The sequence below is a fragment of the Kribbella catacumbae DSM 19601 genome, from assembly GCF_000372465.1.
GTDB classification, from domain to species: Bacteria; Actinomycetota; Actinomycetes; order Propionibacteriales; family Kribbellaceae; genus Kribbella; species Kribbella catacumbae.
In genome coordinates this window covers 1-15,568 of sequence record NZ_AQUZ01000079.1, presented here as the reverse complement: position 1 = coordinate 15,568, position 15,568 = coordinate 1, and the positions used below count along the sequence as shown (strand labels likewise).

At 67.9% G+C, this 15,568-nt stretch carries 11 protein-coding genes; 10 read left to right on the top strand and 1 reads right to left on the bottom strand.

All coding sequences use genetic code 11. The features are described 5' to 3' along the window. The 9 genes from A3ES_RS0142015 (at position 1) to A3ES_RS0141975 (ending at position 13,916) form a co-directional block, all read left to right on the top strand. Positions 1-1,581, top strand: coding sequence for an ABC transporter substrate-binding protein (locus A3ES_RS0142015; protein WP_020392854.1), 1,581 nt, complete (start codon positions 1-3; stop codon positions 1,579-1,581). 4 nt (positions 1,582-1,585) lie between these two features. Beyond that, positions 1,586-2,578, top strand: a complete 993-nt coding sequence (locus A3ES_RS0142010) for an ABC transporter permease (protein ID WP_020392853.1) — start codon at positions 1,586-1,588, stop codon at positions 2,576-2,578. Then, complete coding sequence (locus A3ES_RS0142005; RefSeq protein ID WP_020392852.1) at positions 2,578-4,491, top strand: dipeptide/oligopeptide/nickel ABC transporter permease/ATP-binding protein; 1,914 nt, start codon at positions 2,578-2,580, stop codon at positions 4,489-4,491. The genes A3ES_RS0142010 and A3ES_RS0142005 overlap by 1 nt, the downstream gene beginning before the upstream one ends. Next, entirely contained in the window at positions 4,488-5,549 is a 1,062-nt protein-coding gene (locus tag A3ES_RS0142000; RefSeq protein WP_020392851.1) for an ABC transporter ATP-binding protein, read from the top strand. The genes A3ES_RS0142005 and A3ES_RS0142000 overlap by 4 nt, the downstream gene beginning before the upstream one ends. After that, positions 5,546-8,896 (top strand): LpqB family beta-propeller domain-containing protein, encoded by a 3,351-nt coding sequence (locus A3ES_RS0141995; protein ID WP_020392850.1) that lies wholly within the window; start codon positions 5,546-5,548, stop codon positions 8,894-8,896. The genes A3ES_RS0142000 and A3ES_RS0141995 overlap by 4 nt, the downstream gene beginning before the upstream one ends. After that, positions 8,896-10,020 (top strand): M20 family metallopeptidase, encoded by a 1,125-nt coding sequence (locus A3ES_RS0141990; RefSeq protein WP_020392849.1) that lies wholly within the window; start codon positions 8,896-8,898, stop codon positions 10,018-10,020. The genes A3ES_RS0141995 and A3ES_RS0141990 overlap by 1 nt, the downstream gene beginning before the upstream one ends. After that, positions 10,017-10,910: a GNAT family N-acetyltransferase gene (locus tag A3ES_RS0141985; RefSeq protein ID WP_020392848.1), complete on the top strand. Its 894-nt coding sequence runs from the start codon at positions 10,017-10,019 to the stop codon at positions 10,908-10,910. The genes A3ES_RS0141990 and A3ES_RS0141985 overlap by 4 nt, the downstream gene beginning before the upstream one ends. Continuing rightward, complete coding sequence (menC, locus tag A3ES_RS0141980) at positions 10,910-12,013, top strand: o-succinylbenzoate synthase (protein WP_020392847.1); 1,104 nt, start codon at positions 10,910-10,912, stop codon at positions 12,011-12,013. Before A3ES_RS0141985 ends, menC begins: the two co-directional genes overlap by 1 nt. 550 nt (positions 12,014-12,563) lie before the next feature. After that, positions 12,564-13,916, top strand: coding sequence for a PucR family transcriptional regulator (locus tag A3ES_RS0141975; protein ID WP_475009027.1), 1,353 nt, complete (start codon positions 12,564-12,566; stop codon positions 13,914-13,916). Positions 13,917-13,954: 38 nt separating this feature from the next. Here A3ES_RS0141975 and map read toward each other — a convergent pair whose 3' ends face one another. Then, positions 13,955-14,725, bottom strand: coding sequence for a type I methionyl aminopeptidase (map, locus tag A3ES_RS0141970; protein ID WP_020392845.1), 771 nt, complete (start codon positions 14,723-14,725; stop codon positions 13,955-13,957). A 65-nt stretch (positions 14,726-14,790) separates the two neighbouring features. Between map and A3ES_RS0141965 the strand changes: the two genes are divergently transcribed. After that, on the top strand, positions 14,791-15,093 hold the full coding sequence (locus A3ES_RS0141965; RefSeq protein WP_026163704.1) for a helix-turn-helix domain-containing protein: 303 nt from the start codon (positions 14,791-14,793) through the stop codon (positions 15,091-15,093). Positions 15,094-15,568 lie beyond the last annotated feature (475 nt).

Below are 15,568 nucleotides of genomic sequence, written 5' to 3'. Positions count from 1 at the left end.
ATGAGATCCGCAATCATCGGCGTACTGGCCGTCGGACTGGTCCTGTCCGCCTGCAGTTCGGGCGAGGAACCCAGCGGTGCCGGTCAGCCGGTCGCCGGGCAGACGCTCACCATGGCCCTGGGCGCCGACCCCGGAAACCTGGACCCGCAGTTCACCTCGCTGTCGGTCACCATGCAGGTCGACTGGTTCCTGTACGACGCCCTGGTCAACATCGGCAAGGACGGCAAGCCGGTGGCGGGTCTCGCGGAGAAGTGGGAAGGCACGGCCACCACCGCGAAGTACACGCTGCGCAAGGGCATCACCTGCGCGGACGGCACTCCGCTGACCGCGAGCACGGTCGCGCAGAACATCAACTTCGTCGGTGACCCGGCCAACAAGTCGACCCGGATCGGCGTCTTCGTGCCGGCAGGCGCCAAGGCCACTGCCGACGACGCGACCGGCACGATCACGGTCACCGCTGCTGCTCCCGACGCGTTCCTGGTCCGCAACATCGGTGGCCTGCACATCGTCTGCGGCAAGGGCATGAAGGATCGCAACCTGCTCAAGCAGGGCTCGGACGGCACCGGGATGTACACGGTGGCGGAGGCCGTCCCTGGCGACCACTACACGCTCACCCGTCGCAAGGAGTACGCGTGGGGCCCGGGTGATTTCAAGGCCGACGAGCCCGGTCTGCCGGACAAGGTGGTGCTCAAGGTCGTCGCCAACGAGACCACCTCGGCGAACCTGCTGGTCGCCGGTCAGGTCAACATCGTCGCCATCGCCGGACCGGACAAGCAGCGACTGGAAGCGCAGAAGCTCTTCACCCGCAGCGCCGGCACCCCACTGGGTGAGCTCTGGTTCAACCAGAAGGCCGGCCTGCCGACCGCGGACCTCGCTGTACGCCGGGCGCTGACGCAAGCCCTCGACCTGGCCCAGCTCGGCAAAGTGATCACCGGCGGAACCGGCAGCCCGGCCACCAAGTTGGTTGCCCCCGGCATGGGTCCCTGCGCCGACGACACCGTCACCGGCAACCTGCCCGGCCATGACCTGGACGCGGCCAAGGCTGCCCTCGACGCAGCCGGCTGGAAGGCGGGCGCCGGCGGAATCCGGGAGAAGGGCGGGACCAAGCTGTCCCTCGTCTTCTACTACCCGACGAGCCTCGGTCCCACGTTGCAGTCCGGCGCAGAGCTGCTGCAGAAAGCCTGGGGCGAGCTGGGTGTCGAGGCCTCACTCAAGGCTGTCTCCACCGCCGAGTTCAGCACGGTCGTGCTCGCGGGCCAAGGCACCTGGCACGCCGGTCTGTTCCCGCTGACTGTCTCCCTGCCCAGCCAGTTGGTCAGCTTCCTGTCCGGTACGACGCCGCCGAGCGGCAGCAACTTCTCCGCCATCAAGAACCCCGAGTACGACGCCGCGGTCCGCAAGGCGTCGACGATTGCCGGGACGGACGGCTGCGGGGATTGGGCGGCTGCCGAGCGTGCCCTGTTCAAGCAGGTCAACATGGTGCCGTTCGTCAACACGACCGTGCCGATCTTCGGGAAGGGCGCGACCTTCGAGCTGGCTGAGGGCAGCGTCGTCCCGGGATCGATCCGGATGCTGGGGTGAGCCGGTGACCACGACGGTCCGCGTGCCAGGGACGACGGCGAGCTTCACGAGCCACCCGTGGGTGCGGTTCGCGGTTCGCCGGCTCGCGCGGCTGGTCGGGTCGGTCCTGATCCTGATCAGCGCGGCCTTCCTGATGATCCACCTGATCCCAGGTGACCCGGTCCGCTCAGCACTTGGACCAGCAGCAACGAAGAGCCTGATCGACGCCCGCCGCGAGTCCCTCGGCCTCGACGACCCGCTGTGGCAGCAGTACTTGCACTTCCTGCAGCACCTGTTCACCGGCGACCTCGGTACGTCGATCACCACCGGCCTCCCGGTGTCCGACGTGATCCGGGACCGCCTGCCGGCAACCGTCCAACTGGCTGTCGCGGCGTTCTTGGTGGCAGTGCTCATCGCCCTACCGGTCGGCCTGGCCATGGGTGTTCTCACCCGGGCCGGGCGCCGGCCGCGCACCGAACTGAGCTTCACGTCGACGACAGTCATCCTGGCTGCGATCCCGGAGTTCCTACTGGCGGTCGGACTGGTCTACTTCTTCGCAGTGAAGCTCCACTGGCTCCCAGTCGCCGGCCGCGGCAACATGTCGTCGTACGTGCTGCCGGTGATCTCCCTTGCCGTCGGGCCTGCGGCGGTCCTAGCGCGCATCTGTCGGGTGGAGCTGCTCGCAGTACTGCAGACGGACTACCTGCGCACTGCACGGGCCAAGCGACTTCCTGCGGCGGCTATCTATCTGCGGCACGCACTGCCCAACGCAGTGACGGCCACGATCACCCTGGGCGGTCTACTGCTAGGTGGGATGGTCGCCGGCACAGTGCTGGTCGAGAACGTCTTCGGCTGGCCGGGACTGGGCAGCACAATCGTCTCCTCGATCCTGGCCAAGGACTACCCACTCGTGCAGGGCGTAGTCCTCGTGTACGGCGTTGGCGTCCTGCTGGTGAACCTGGTGGTCGACGTAACCCTTGCCCTGCTTGACCCTCGATCCACCATCCGGGAGAGCTGATGAGAGCTCGATGGATCGCAGTACTGCGTACGCCGGTCGGCGCGGGCGCAGGCGTACTCCTGTTCGCTGTACTCCTGCTTGCACTCCTAGCGCCCCTGCTCTGGTCCCACCAGGCGAGCGCGATCGACACTGAGCACCTGCTGGAAGGCTCATCCGCCAAGCACTGGCTAGGCACCGACAACCTCGGCCGCGACATCTTCTACCGAGTACTCGTCGCCTCCCGTACGTCGATCCTGCTGGCCCTGGTGGCGACCTTGATCGCGGTGGTCATGGGCCTCGCGCTGGGATGTGCGCCAGTGTTGCTGGGTCGGCGTGCTGGCCGGCTGACGACGGCCGTAGTGAACATCGCGGTCGCGTTTCCCGGCCTGCTGCTCGCACTGTTCTTCGCAGTCGTCTTCGGGGTCGGCGCGAAAGGCGCAGTACTGGCGATCGGCTTCGCGGGGGCTCCGTCGTTCGCGCGGCTGACTCAGACATTGGTGGCGGGCGTCGCCGAGCGAGACTTCGTCGCCGCTGCCCGGATCGCGGGAGTGGGCCGATTCCGGATGCTGCTGCGGCACATCCTTCCGAACATCGCCGAGCCACTCGTGGTGAACGCGACGATCGGTGCCGGCGGCGCGTTGCTCGCCTTCGCCGGCTTGTCGTTCCTCGGGCTGGGCGTGCAGCCACCGGTGTACGACTGGGGCCGGTTGATGGGTGAGAGCCTCAACGGCATCTACGTGCATCCCGCCGCCGCGCTGGCGCCTGGAGTTGCGGTGGTCATCGCAGGCTTGGCGTTCAACCTCTTCGGTGAGGCTGTCGCGAAGGGCTTCGGCGTACCGGCCATGATCGGGCCGCGACTGCGCGAACGTTCAGCGGAGACCATGCCAGCGGCAACGGATGATGACGAGGCCGTGCTGGTGGTGAAGGACCTGTACGTCAGCTTCCCCGGGCCGATCACGCCGGTCCGCGGGATCAGCTTCACGATCGGCAAGGGCGAGATCGTCGGTGTGGTCGGCGAGTCTGGTTCCGGCAAGAGCCTGACCGCGCTCGCCGTTGCCCAGCTGATCGAGCCGCCAGGGCAAGTACGGGCAGCCGAGCTGTCGTTCCTCGGTGCACCGCTGCTCGGACGGTTAGCGGTTCGCAGTACTGCGGCCGCTCGGCGACGGTTGCTGGGAACGTCGTTCGCGATGGTGTTCCAGGACCCGATGACCTCGTTCAACCCGACGAAGCGGATCGGGACGCAGCTCGCCGAAGGCGCCCGCGAGCATCAAGGGCTGAACCGGCGTCAGGCGATGGCGCGGGCCATCGATCGGCTGCGGGCGGTTCGGGTTCCCGCGGCCGGGCGGCGAGCGCGTCAGTACCCGCACGAGTTCTCGGGCGGGATGCGGCAGCGGGCGATGATCGGCATGGGGCTGATGGGTGCGCCGGCGCTGATCGTCGCCGATGAACCGACCACCGCGCTGGACGTCACCGTGCAGCGGCAGGTGCTGCGCCTGCTGGAGACGATCCGGACCGAGGACGACGTCGCCATCCTGCTGATCAGCCACGACATCACCGTGGTCGCACAGGTCTGCGATCGCGTCCTGGTGATGTACGCCGGACGCATCGTCGAGGATCTGCCGGCGAGCGAGCTCGCGACCGGGGCGCGGCATCCCTACACGCGCGCGCTGCTGGCCGCAGTACCGGATCTGGACACGCCGTTGGAAGAACCGTTGGCGGTGATCGCTGGGCGTCCAGTGGATCCGGCGGCGATGCCGAGCGGTTGTGCGTTTGCGGCGAGGTGTGAGTTCGCCGAGGACCGCTGCCGGAGCGAGGATCCGTCGCTGGTGAGTCACGGTCCCGACCATCAGGTGGCTTGCTGGAACCCCCAGGGAACAGCGGCCTGGCAAGCTCGGTATCTGGGCAGCGAATCGATCCGAACGGGGCAGCTATGAGCGAACTGCGTTTCGATGGGGTGGCGGTCCGGTTCGGGACGGGCGGCCGCGCGTTGACCGCTGTCGATGGCGTCGACCTGACCATTCCGTCCGGGCAGGTGGTCGGGCTGGTCGGCGAATCGGGATCGGGCAAATCGACGTTGGCCAGGGCTGCGGTCGGGCTGACCGAGCCGTCGTCCGGGCAGATCCTGCTGGACGGCGTACCGCTGCGGTATCGGGCCGGCGAGAGGCGGCCGCTGCAGATGGTGTTCCAGGATCCCTACTCGTCACTCGACCCGCGGATGACCGTCGGCGACTCGATCGCCGAGGCTGTACCCCGGTCCGCTCATCTCTTGGGGGTCGGCCGTCGCCGGGGTGCCGGTCGCGAGGACGCCGGTCGCGAGGGCATCGGTCGCCAGGTGGTCGACCGCCGCCGGGAGGTTGGCCGACTGCTCGAGTTGGTCGGGCTTGACGCCGAGCGGGCGCTCGCCTATCCAGGCGCGCTGTCCGGCGGGCAGCGGCAGCGGGTCGCGATCGCCCGCGCGCTGGCCGGGCAGCCCGACGTGCTCATCGCCGACGAGATCACGTCAGCGCTCGACGTCTCGATCCAGGGCACGGTGCTCAATCTCGTCCGCTCACTGCAGCGCGAGCTGCGGTTGTCGATGCTGTTCATCTCGCACAACCTGGCCGTGGTGCGGTATGTGAGCGACATCATCGCGGTGATGTACCTCGGCCGGATCGTGGAGGTCGGACCGGCCCAGCAGCTCCTCAACGACCCCCAACACCCTTACACCAAAGAGCTTCTGGCGGCCGCTCCCCGGCGAGGTACGACCTCGTTGCAACCGCCTGACCCGACAGTTGCCGATGCCGAGCCGGCGGATCCACACCACCCGCCGGTGGGCTGTCGCTTCCACCCGCGCTGTCCGATCGGGCCGCTGGTCCGCACGGATCGCGAACACTGCCTGACTATCGACCCCACCGCTGAAGCCGATCGGCGTTTACATCGCACCGCTTGCCATCACGCGGCGGGTGCACCTCAGACAGCCATGGCTCCGCATACAAGGAGGACTTTCCCGTGACCCGACGTCTGCGCATCGACGACCTGACCGAGCTCGCAGTACCGGAGCAGCCGGCGCTGTCGCCGGACGCCACCCAGGTCGCCTACGTCCTGCGAACCCTCGACGTGGAGGGTGACCGCACACTGCGGAGCCTGTGGCGAGTCCCTGCGTCTGGTGGCGAGCCACAGCAGCTCACCCGGGGTGATGCCGACAGCACGCCCACCTGGTCACCGGATGGGACCCAGTTGGCGTTCCTGCGAGCCACGGACGGACCAGCACAGCTGTGGCTGCTCCCGGCTGGCGGTGGTGAGCCAGAGCAGCTCACGACGCTCCCACTAGGAGCCGGGGCGCCACAGTGGAGCCCGGACGGCAGCCGGATCGCCTTCAGTGCAGCAGTCGACATCGCCGCCTCCGACGGCGAGGACGATGAAGCGCGCGGCCGCCGCGGCCATGCGCCGATCGTCACCGAGCGGCTGGACTACCAGGCCGATGGCGCTGGCTGGCTGCGCACGATCCGCAAACACGTGCATGTGCTGGACGTCGCCTCCAAGAAGTGCAGGCAGGCTACGTCGGGCGACTGGCACGCGGGCGATCCCGCATGGTCGCCGGACGGGCTCAAGCTGGCGTATGGAGCCGCTACCTCTTCCGACACCGACCTCACCCCGACAGCACCGGCGTATGTGCTCGACGCGACCGACGACAAGGCTGAGCCACAACTGGCTGGCCTGGCTGAAGGACTGGCTGGTCCAGTGGTGTGGACGGCTGACGGCGATGCTCTGCTGATCGTCGGCCACCCGTCCGGGCCCGTGGGACACGCCGGTCTGCTCCGCCTCTGGCTGGGCAATGGCGACCTGCTGGACCTGGCGGAGCCGCTCGACCGCAACGTGATGCCCGGCGGACCGGCGTACCCGGGAGCCATTCCTGCCTTGATCGATGACGGCCGCACGGTCCTCTTCTGCATCCGGGACCGCGGCTGCACCCACCTGTACTCCGTGCCGGTCGCCGGCGGCACACCCCAACGCGTGTCGGGCGAGCCAGGTCAGAACGTCGCCGGCCTCACGGTGGCGGGCGGAGTCGCGACGATCGTGCTGACCACCCAGACGTCGTACGGCGAGATCGTCGCGGTGGACCTCGCGACCGGCACGGCCACCCCGCTGACGAAGTACGGCGAGAAGCTGGCCGACGTCGAGCACTTCGCCCGCGATGAGCGCGAGTTCACGATCTCCGACGGGACCGTGGTGGCGGGTTTCCTGATCCGCGACCCATCGGCGACGGGGGCGCAGCCGCTGCTGCTGGACATCCACGGCGGTCCGCACAATGCGTGGAACGCGGTGGCTGACGAGGTGCATCTCTATCACCAGGAGCTCGCTGCGAGAGGTTGGACCATCCTGCTGCTGAACCCGCGCGGCAGCGACGGCTACGGCGAGGAGTTCTTCAACGCGGCGATCGGCGGCTGGGGTACGGCGGACGCGAAGGACTTCCTCGAACCACTCGACGAACTGGTTGCCGAAGGCATCGCCGATCCGCAGCGGCTGGCCGTGGCGGGGTACAGCTACGGCGGCTACATGACCTGCTACCTGACCAGCCGTGACGACAGGTTCGCGGCGGCTGTCACCGGCGGCGTCGTCAGCGACCTGACCAGCATGTCCGGCACGTCGGACAGCGGGCACTACCTCAGCGCCTATGAGCTCAACGGTCCTGGCGACTTCAGCGCTATGTCACCATTCAGCGAGGTCGACAAGGTGAAGACACCGACGCTGGTGCTGCACGGCGATGCGGATGTCCGTTGCCCGGTCGGCCAGGCCCAGCAGTGGCACACCGCGCTGCGCGAGCAAGGTGTGCCGACGCAGCTGGTGCTCTACCCCGAGGCCAGCCACCTCTTCATCGTCGAGGGCCGGCCGTCGCATCGCCTCGACTTCAACCGTCGCATCCTCGACTGGGTCGAGCAGTACGCCGGTGACGCGTCCGGTCCGCGACGTGCCCGGATCGACGCGGCGCATTGGCAGCGCAGGCTCAGCACGCTCGCCGCCAAGCACGGCGTACCGGGTGCCACTCTCGGCATCCTGCGGGTGCGACCTGGTGTCGACGACGAACTGGTGGAGGCTGCGACCGGCGTACTGAACAAGGACACCGGCGTCGAGACGACCACTGATTCGCTCTTCCAGATCGGCTCGATGTCGAAGGTGTGGACGGCGACCCTCGTGATGCAACTGGTCGATGAAGGGCTGCTCGACCTGGACGCGCCCCTCATCCAGGTACTGCCGGAGCTGCAACTCGGCGATCCTGACGTCGCCAAGCAGGTGACGATGCGGCAGCTGCTCACACACACCAGCGGGATCGACGGGGACGTGTTCACCGATACCGGGCGGGGTGACGACTGCCTGGAGAAGTACGTCGACGGGCTGGCCGAGGTCGGCCAGAACCATCCGATCGGCGCCACCTGGTCCTACTGCAACTCCGGCTTCTCACTGGCCGGCCGGGTGATCGAGAAGCTCACCGGCAAGACCTGGGACCAGGCACTGCGCGACCGGATCTTCGTACCGCTCGGCCTGCAGCACACGGTCACGCTGCCCGAGGAGGCGCTGCTGTATCGCGCCGCGGTCGGTCACGTCGGCGAGGGTGACGACGAGCCTTCGCGGGCGCCCGTCTGGGGTCTGCCTCGCTCACTCGGCCCGGCAGGACTGATCACCTCGACCGTTGCGGACGCGTTGGCGTTTGCCCGGCTGCATCTGAAGGGCGGCGTCGCGCCGGACGGCACTCAGGTACTTCGCGAGGCAACTGTCGCGCTGATGGCCGAGCAGCATGCAGAGCTGCCGGACAAATACTCGCTCGGCGACTCGTGGGGGCTCGGCTGGATCCGGTTCGGATGGGACGGTCAGCGGTTGATCGGCCATGACGGCAACACGATCGGGCAGGCCGCCTTCCTCCGTGTGCTCCCGTCGGAAGGGCTGGCCGTGACCCTGCTGACCAACGGCGGCAACACCCGCGATCTCTACGAAGACCTGTACCGCGAGGTCTTCCGCGAGCTGGCCGATATCGCGATGCCCCTTCCGTTGACCGCACCCGCGCAGCCGCCGGTGGTCGATCTGCATCGCCATGTGGGTCGATACGAGCGAGCCAGCTCTCTGCAAGAGGTCTTCCTGCGCGACGGGGAGGCAGTACTGCGGATGACGGTCACCGGGCCGCTGGCCGAGTTGATGCCCGAGCCGTCGCATGAGTTCACCATGGTCCCGGTCGACGAGACCGGGGATCTGTTCGCGCTGCGCCAGCCGGGATCGCTGATGTGGATACCGCTGACGTTCTACTCGTTGCCGACTGGTGAGAAGTACTTGCACTGCGGGGTCCGCGCAACGCCGAAGGTGGGCTGATGACCGACCTGGTGGAGCGGATGCGGGCGGCCTTGCCGTTGCTACTGACCGACCTCGAGACCTTGGTCAGGTGTGAGTCCCCGTCGGCGGATCTCGCTGCGGTGGCTCAGAGCGCGGACGTGGTTGCTCGTCTTGGCACGGCTCGGCTCGGCAGCGCACCGGAGTACGTGGTGGTGGATGGGGTAACTCACCTGCGCTGGCGGCTCGGCGACGGGCCGTCGCGGGTGCTGGCGCTCGCGCACCACGACACGGTCTGGCCTGTTGGGTCGCTTGCCACACATCCGTTTGTCGTTGAGGACGGCGTACTGCGTGGGCCGGGTTCCTTCGACATGAAGACCGGTCTGGTGATGGCCTTTCATGCTCTGGGGGCGTTGCCCTCGGCTTCGGGCGTCACCCTGCTGGTGACCGGTGACGAGGAACTGGGATCGCCGTCGTCGCGTGCACTCATCGAGCAGGAGGCGGCCGGATGCTCGGCCGCGCTGGTGCTGGAGGCGTCGGCGGATGCCGGTGCACTCAAGCTGGAACGCAAGGGCGTCTCCAACTACGAGATCCGAATCCTCGGCCGCGCCTCCCACGCCGGGCTGGAACCTGAACTCGGGGTCAATGCCAGCATTGAGGCCGCGCATCAGATCCTTGCCGTCAGCAACCTCGGCGACGCCGCGCGTGGGACTACGGTCACGCCGACGCTCCTGATGTCCGGTACGACGCGGAACACGGTGCCCGCGGCGGGGAGCTTCCTGGTCGATGTGCGGGCTCGGGATGTCGCGGAACAGCTTCGGGTGGATGCGGCGTTGCGTGCGTTGAAGCCGGTGCTTGCTGAGGCGTCGCTGGAGGTGATCGGTGGGCCGAACCGGCCGCCGCTGGAGCGGAAGATGTCCGAGGATCTCTATCAGCGGGCGTCTCGGCTCGCCGGCGAACTCGGGCTTGAGCCCTTGCGGGAGACATCTGTCGGCGGTGGCTCCGACGGCAACTTCACGGCGGGCATCGGTACTCCGACGCTGGACGGCCTGGGTGCGGTCGGTGGCGGCGCTCACGCCGATGACGAGCATGTGGTGGTCGCCGAGATCGCGCCCCGGACGGCACTGCTGACGGCGCTGATCGCAGACCTGCTGGACAGACCATGACCATCGACTTCAGGACGTCGGTGGCGGATGCGGTGCGTTCGGGGTTGGCTGCGGCGGCCTCGGCCGGAGTACAGGTTCGGGAGCTTCGGGAGTTGGAGGAGCTTGATCGGGTCTATCGGTTGTACGACTCCATCTGGCGGCCGGATCCGAAGAATCCGCCGGTGACGACGGAGCTGCTGCGCGCGTTGACGAAGGCGGGCAACTATGTCAGCGGCGCCTACGACGGCGATGGGCTGATCGGCGCGTGTGTGGGCTTCTTCGGAGCACCGGCCGAGGTGGCGATGCACAGCCACGTGGCCGGGGTGTCGGGGCTGGCTCGCGGGCGGAGTGTCGGGTTCGCGTTGAAGCTGCATCAGCGAGCGTGGGCGTTGGAACGTGGCGTTGCGGCGATCTCGTGGACGTTCGATCCATTGATCCGGCGGAATGCGTACTTCAACCTCGGGAAGCTCGCGGCGCGGCCGACGGAGTATCTGACGAACTTCTACGGCTTCATGCACGATGGCATCAACAACGGCGACGACACTGATCGACTGCTGGTTCGCTGGGAGCTAGATGCTTCTGAGGTCGGTGCGGCAGCTGATCGGCACCCGGCCGTGATGACGGTCGAACAGTTGCATGGGGCAACGGTTGCGCTGGCTTGCGCGGATGACGGCGGGCCGCTGGTTGGCCCATCGGGGGGTGGGGGTACCTCGGATGGCGGCGGGCTGCTGCTGGTCGCAGTACCGGCTGATATCGAGGGTTTGCGGCGTACGGATCCTGCTGCGGCCAAGGCCTGGCGGGCCGCGTTGCGTGAGGTGCTCGGCGGGTTGCTGGCGGACGGGGCGCGGGTGACCGGCTTCGATCGGGCCGGCTGGTATGTGCTTGAACGACCTGAGGAAGGACTGGCGTGATGAAGCTGACCGGAGTCGAGCTGCGGCGGATCTCGCTGCCTTTGGTGTCACCGTTCCGGACCTCGTTCGGAACGGAGACGACGCGAGATGCCTTGCTGGTCCGCGTCGTCAGCACTGAGGCGGAGGGATGGGGCGAGTGCGTCGCGATGACGGGCCCGCTGTACTCATCGGAGTACGTCGACGCGGCGGCCGACGTACTCCGTCGCTTCTTCGCACCGGCGTTGGCTGCGGTGGAGCGGCTTTCGGCTGTGGAGGTGGGGCCGGCGTTGGCAAAATTCCATGGGCACCGGATGGCGAAGGCGGCGTTGGAGACCGCAGTACTGGACGCTGAACTGCGAGCCGAGGGTCGGCCATTGGCTCGCGAACTCGGCGCTGTGCACGACCGGGTGCCGTGTGGTGTGTCGGTAGGGATCATGGACTCTCTTGGCGAACTGCTGGACGCCGTCGGCGGCTATCTCGACGAGGGGTACCTGCGGATCAAGCTGAAGATCCAGCCTGGTTGGGATATCGCGCCTGTGCAGGCTGTCCGCGAACGCTTCGGCGATGTCTTGCTGCAAGTCGACGCCAACACGGCCTACTCGGTGTCGGATGCGCGGCACCTGTCATTGCTCGACCCCTTCGGCCTCTTGCTGATCGAACAGCCCTTGGACGAGGAAGACGTACTCGGCCACGCGGAACTAGCTCGCCAGATCAAAACCCCCATCTGCCTGGACGAGTCGATCACGTCAGCCCGCGCGGCGGCCGCGGCGATCACCCTGGGCGCCTGCTCGATCATCAACGTCAAACCCGGCCGAGTCGGCGGCTACCTCGAAGCCCGCCGAATCCACGACGTCTGCGTCGCCCACGGCATCCCCGTCTGGTGCGGCGGCATGCTCGAAACCGGCCTGGGCCGAGCCGCCAACATCGCCCTCGCCGCCCTCCCCGGCTTCGCCCTCCCCGGCGACACCTCAGCCTCCAGCCGCTACTACCAAACAGACATCACCACCCCGTTCACCCTCCAAAACGGCCACCTCCCAGTCCCCACGGCCGCCGGCATAGGCGTAGATCCCCTCCCCGCCGAACTAGCCGCCGTAACCACCTCCACCGAATGGCTAGCTCTGTAACCCGCCAACCCACCGGCGCCCCGCGTACCCGGGCTCCAGCCTCGGGCTTGTCCGGACGGACGAAAACCGCACCTGATTCCGTCCGCCCGGACGAACTAGGCTGGCCACCACTAGCTTCAGAAGGGTGCTGGTTTCCGTGACGAATCGCCCCCGCGCCAGCCTCGGTCGTGTTCTCGACGACCTCGGCGCCACCCTGCTGGAACTCGTCCACGGCGACCCCGACCGCCCGGAGGAGATCGGCGGCATCGTCATCCACGACCCGCTCGACGAGCCGGTCCTCCCCCGCCACGCTCTCGTGCTCGGCGTCGGCCTCCAGGAGCCGGCTCTCATCGCCTCGGTACTGCGTGACCTCGGCCGCCAGCAAGCCGCCGGCCTGATCATCCGCTCCCCCATCGCCACCGACGACCTGATCACCAATGCAGTAGCCGAATCGGGAGTCGCCGTCCTCGTCCTGACCAGAGGCGCTTCCTGGGACCAGCTCGGCGTACTCCTCCGCTCTCTCCTCGCCGAGGGAGACGTCGGCGTCGCCGAACCAGAAACCCTCGGCGGCATGCCATCCGGCGACCTGTTCGCCCTGGCCAACGCGGCCGCCGCCTTGCTCGACGCACCCGTCACGATCGAGGACCGCAGCTCTCGCGTCCTCGCCTTCTCTGGCAGGCAAGACGAAGCCGACACCGCCCGCGTCGAAACCGTCCTCGGCCGCCAGGTCCCCCAGCGCTACTCACGGCTGCTCACCGAGCGCGGTGTCTTCCGCGAGCTCTACCGAAGCGACCAGCCGGTCTACGTCCCACCACTGCCGGCCACGTCGACCGAGTTCACCATCCCCCGGGTCGCGGTCGCCGTCCGCGCGGGCGACGAGATCCTCGGCTCGATCTGGGCCGCCGTCCACGAGCCCCTCAGCGAGGAACGCTCCCAAGCCCTCTGCGACGCGGCCAAGCTGGTCGCCCTCCACATGCTCCGCATCCGCGCCGGCGCCGACGTCGAACGCCGCCTCCGCGCCGACTTGGTCAGTACTGCGCTCGAAGGCGGCGCCGGAGCCCGCGACGCACTCGACCGCCTTGGCCTGGCCGACCAGCAACTCGTAGTACTGGCTGTTTCATTGCTGACCCCACCCCGCCACCCCGGTCAGGTGTCGTTGCTGACCCCACCCCGCCACCCCGGTCAGGTGTCATTGCTGACCCCACCCCNCCACCCCGGTCAGGTGTCGATGCTGACCCCGCCCGGTCATGCGGCAGATCCTGTCTCCGACTCGCTCGTCGGCGAGGCCGGGCTCGCCACCGAACGCCAGCGGCTCGCCGACGCCTTCGCCATGCACCTAGGAGCCGTCCACCCGCGCTCGGCCGCTGCGCTGGTCGGCGACATCGCGTACGGCTTGATGCCAGTCCGCCCCGATCGCTCCGACGGCGAGGAACGCGCAGTACGGGTCGCCAAGGACTTCCTCGAGCGGATCGGCGACCGGGTCACTGCCACGATCGGCGTCGGCCCCGTCGTACGGGAGACCGCCCGCCTCCCCCACGCCCGCGCCGGCGCCGACCGAGCCCTCCGCGTACTACGAACCGGCCGCGGCACCCAACGCGTAGCCCGCCTGGCCGACGTCCACGTTGAAACCCTCCTGCTGGAACTCCGCGACCTCATCGAAGCCCGCGGCGACCAGCCGACCGGCCCGATCGCCCGCTTGGTCGCCTACGACCGCGAACACAACACCAACCTGGTCGAAACCCTCCGAGCCTGGCTGGACGCCTTCGGCGACGTCATCGCCGCGGCAGCCGCCGTCTACGTCCACCCCAACACCTTCCGCTACCGCCTCCGCCGCCTCGCCGAAGTAGGCGACCTCGACCTAGCCGACCCCGAAGCCCGCTTCGCCGCCATGCTCCAACTCCGCGTCGTAACCCCTCGCAACTGACGCCTGCCGGTTGATCCGCTCCGATCTCACGACTGCTCCTACTTCGGCAAGGTGAGGATTTCGGCTCCGTTGTCGGTGATCGCGATCGTGTGTTCGCTGTGTGCTGTGCGGCAACCTGTCGCGCTTCGGAGGGTCCATCCGTCGTCATCAGTGACGAGCTCGGCGGTGTCCGCCATGACCCACGGCTCCAGTGCGAGCATCAGACCAGGGCGCAGTTTGTATCCCCGGCCGGGCCGTCCGGTGTTTGCAACGTGCGGGTCCTGATGCATCGTCGATCCGATGCCATGACCTCCGAACTCGGTGTTGATCAGGTACCCAGCCTCGCTGAGCACGGAGCCGATGGCATGGGAGATGTCACCAATGCGAGCGCCAGGACCGGCAGCGGCTATCCCCGCGGACAGCGCGCGTTCGGTCGCATTGATCATCGCGACGCTCTCCGCGGGCTTTGATTCGCCCACGATGAAGCTGATGGCCGAGTCCGCAGCGACTCCGCCTTTGGAGACAGCGAGGTCGAGTGACAGCAGATCGCCGTCGGCCAGCGTGTAGTCGACCGGCAGTCCGTGGAGCACGGCGTCGTTGACACCCGTGCAGATGTAGTGACCGAACGGCCCGCGCCCGAAGGACGGCTCGTAGTCGACATAGCAGGACTGCGCTCCGGCCTCGACGATCATGGCTTCGGTCCAGCGGTCGATCTCCAGGAGGTTCGTGCCGACCGCGCTGCGGCTCTTCAAGGTCTGCAAGATGCCGGCGACCAAGGCGCCCGTCTCCCTTGCTCGGGCCAGTTCGGTGGAGCCCAGGATCTCGATCATGCAACGCCCTTCTCACGCATCCAATAACTATACCGGCCATACTATCCCGGTATTAGAATCGGCTCATGGTCAGATTGCCGCACACCCCGGCAGAGGTCGAGCGCGGACAACGCCTCGGCGCCCTCCTGCGTCGCGCCAGAGGCGAGCGCTCGATGCTCGAGACCGCACTCGCCGCCCGCGTCTCCCCGGAAACCCTCCGAAAGATCGAAACAGGCCGCGTAGCAACCCCCGCCTTCCCCACCATCGCCGCGATCGCCGATGTCCTTGGTCTCTCCCTCGACACAGTGTGGGCAGAAATCAACCCTCCCGAACCCGCCACCGAACCAACCACCCCAGCCCACAACACCCGCGACCGCCTGGCCTCGTAAACCCCACCCACCACTGCTGCCCCAACCTTGAGCACCCACCAGCCACCGATCCGCCACCCAAGCGCCTGGCCGGTGCCCAAGGTCGCCCAGCCGGGAGAGGCCCTCCACGTGGGACATGCCCCGTACTGCGGAACGCCGGACACAACCCGCAGTACCGGGCGATGTCGCCGGCCGACCGGCGGATAGGCCGGCTGTTGGACCACAAGTGCCACACGAAGCCTGTTGGGAAATGGGTCTGGGGTTCGCGTTGTGTCCCGACCGACAGGAAGTAGTGCCGGTTCTGCGGCCGGCCGCTGCCTGCGTGAGCGTGGCGCGCGGCCGAACGGTCGACTACTTCCTGTCGGTCGGTACACAATCGGCCGCTGCCAGCCAATTCGCAACAGGCTCCACAGCTTGCGTTTAAACCTCGGCCGCCTTGGTGTCGTGTCTGGTGATCAGTTCGGTGGCTTCGGCGGCGATGTCGCGCATCTGGGTG

What these genes read in the sequence shown, in the direction of transcription:
- A3ES_RS0142015 (WP_020392854.1), top strand. Translation starts at nt 1, where the DNA reads ATGAGATCCGCAATCATCGGCGTACTGGCCGTCGGACTGGTCCTGTCC.
- menC (WP_020392847.1), top strand. Translation starts at nt 10,910, where the DNA reads ATGAAGCTGACCGGAGTCGAGCTGCGGCGGATCTCGCTGCCTTTGGTG.
- A3ES_RS0141965 (WP_026163704.1), top strand. Translation starts at nt 14,791, where the DNA reads ATGGTCAGATTGCCGCACACCCCGGCAGAGGTCGAGCGCGGACAACGC.
- A3ES_RS0142005 (WP_020392852.1), top strand. Translation starts at nt 2,578, where the DNA reads ATGAGAGCTCGATGGATCGCAGTACTGCGTACGCCGGTCGGCGCGGGC.
- map (WP_020392845.1), bottom strand. Translation starts at nt 14,725, where the DNA reads ATGATCGAGATCCTGGGCTCCACCGAACTGGCCCGAGCAAGGGAGACG.
- A3ES_RS0141985 (WP_020392848.1), top strand. Translation starts at nt 10,017, where the DNA reads ATGACCATCGACTTCAGGACGTCGGTGGCGGATGCGGTGCGTTCGGGG.
- A3ES_RS0142000 (WP_020392851.1), top strand. Translation starts at nt 4,488, where the DNA reads ATGAGCGAACTGCGTTTCGATGGGGTGGCGGTCCGGTTCGGGACGGGC.
- A3ES_RS0141990 (WP_020392849.1), top strand. Translation starts at nt 8,896, where the DNA reads ATGACCGACCTGGTGGAGCGGATGCGGGCGGCCTTGCCGTTGCTACTG.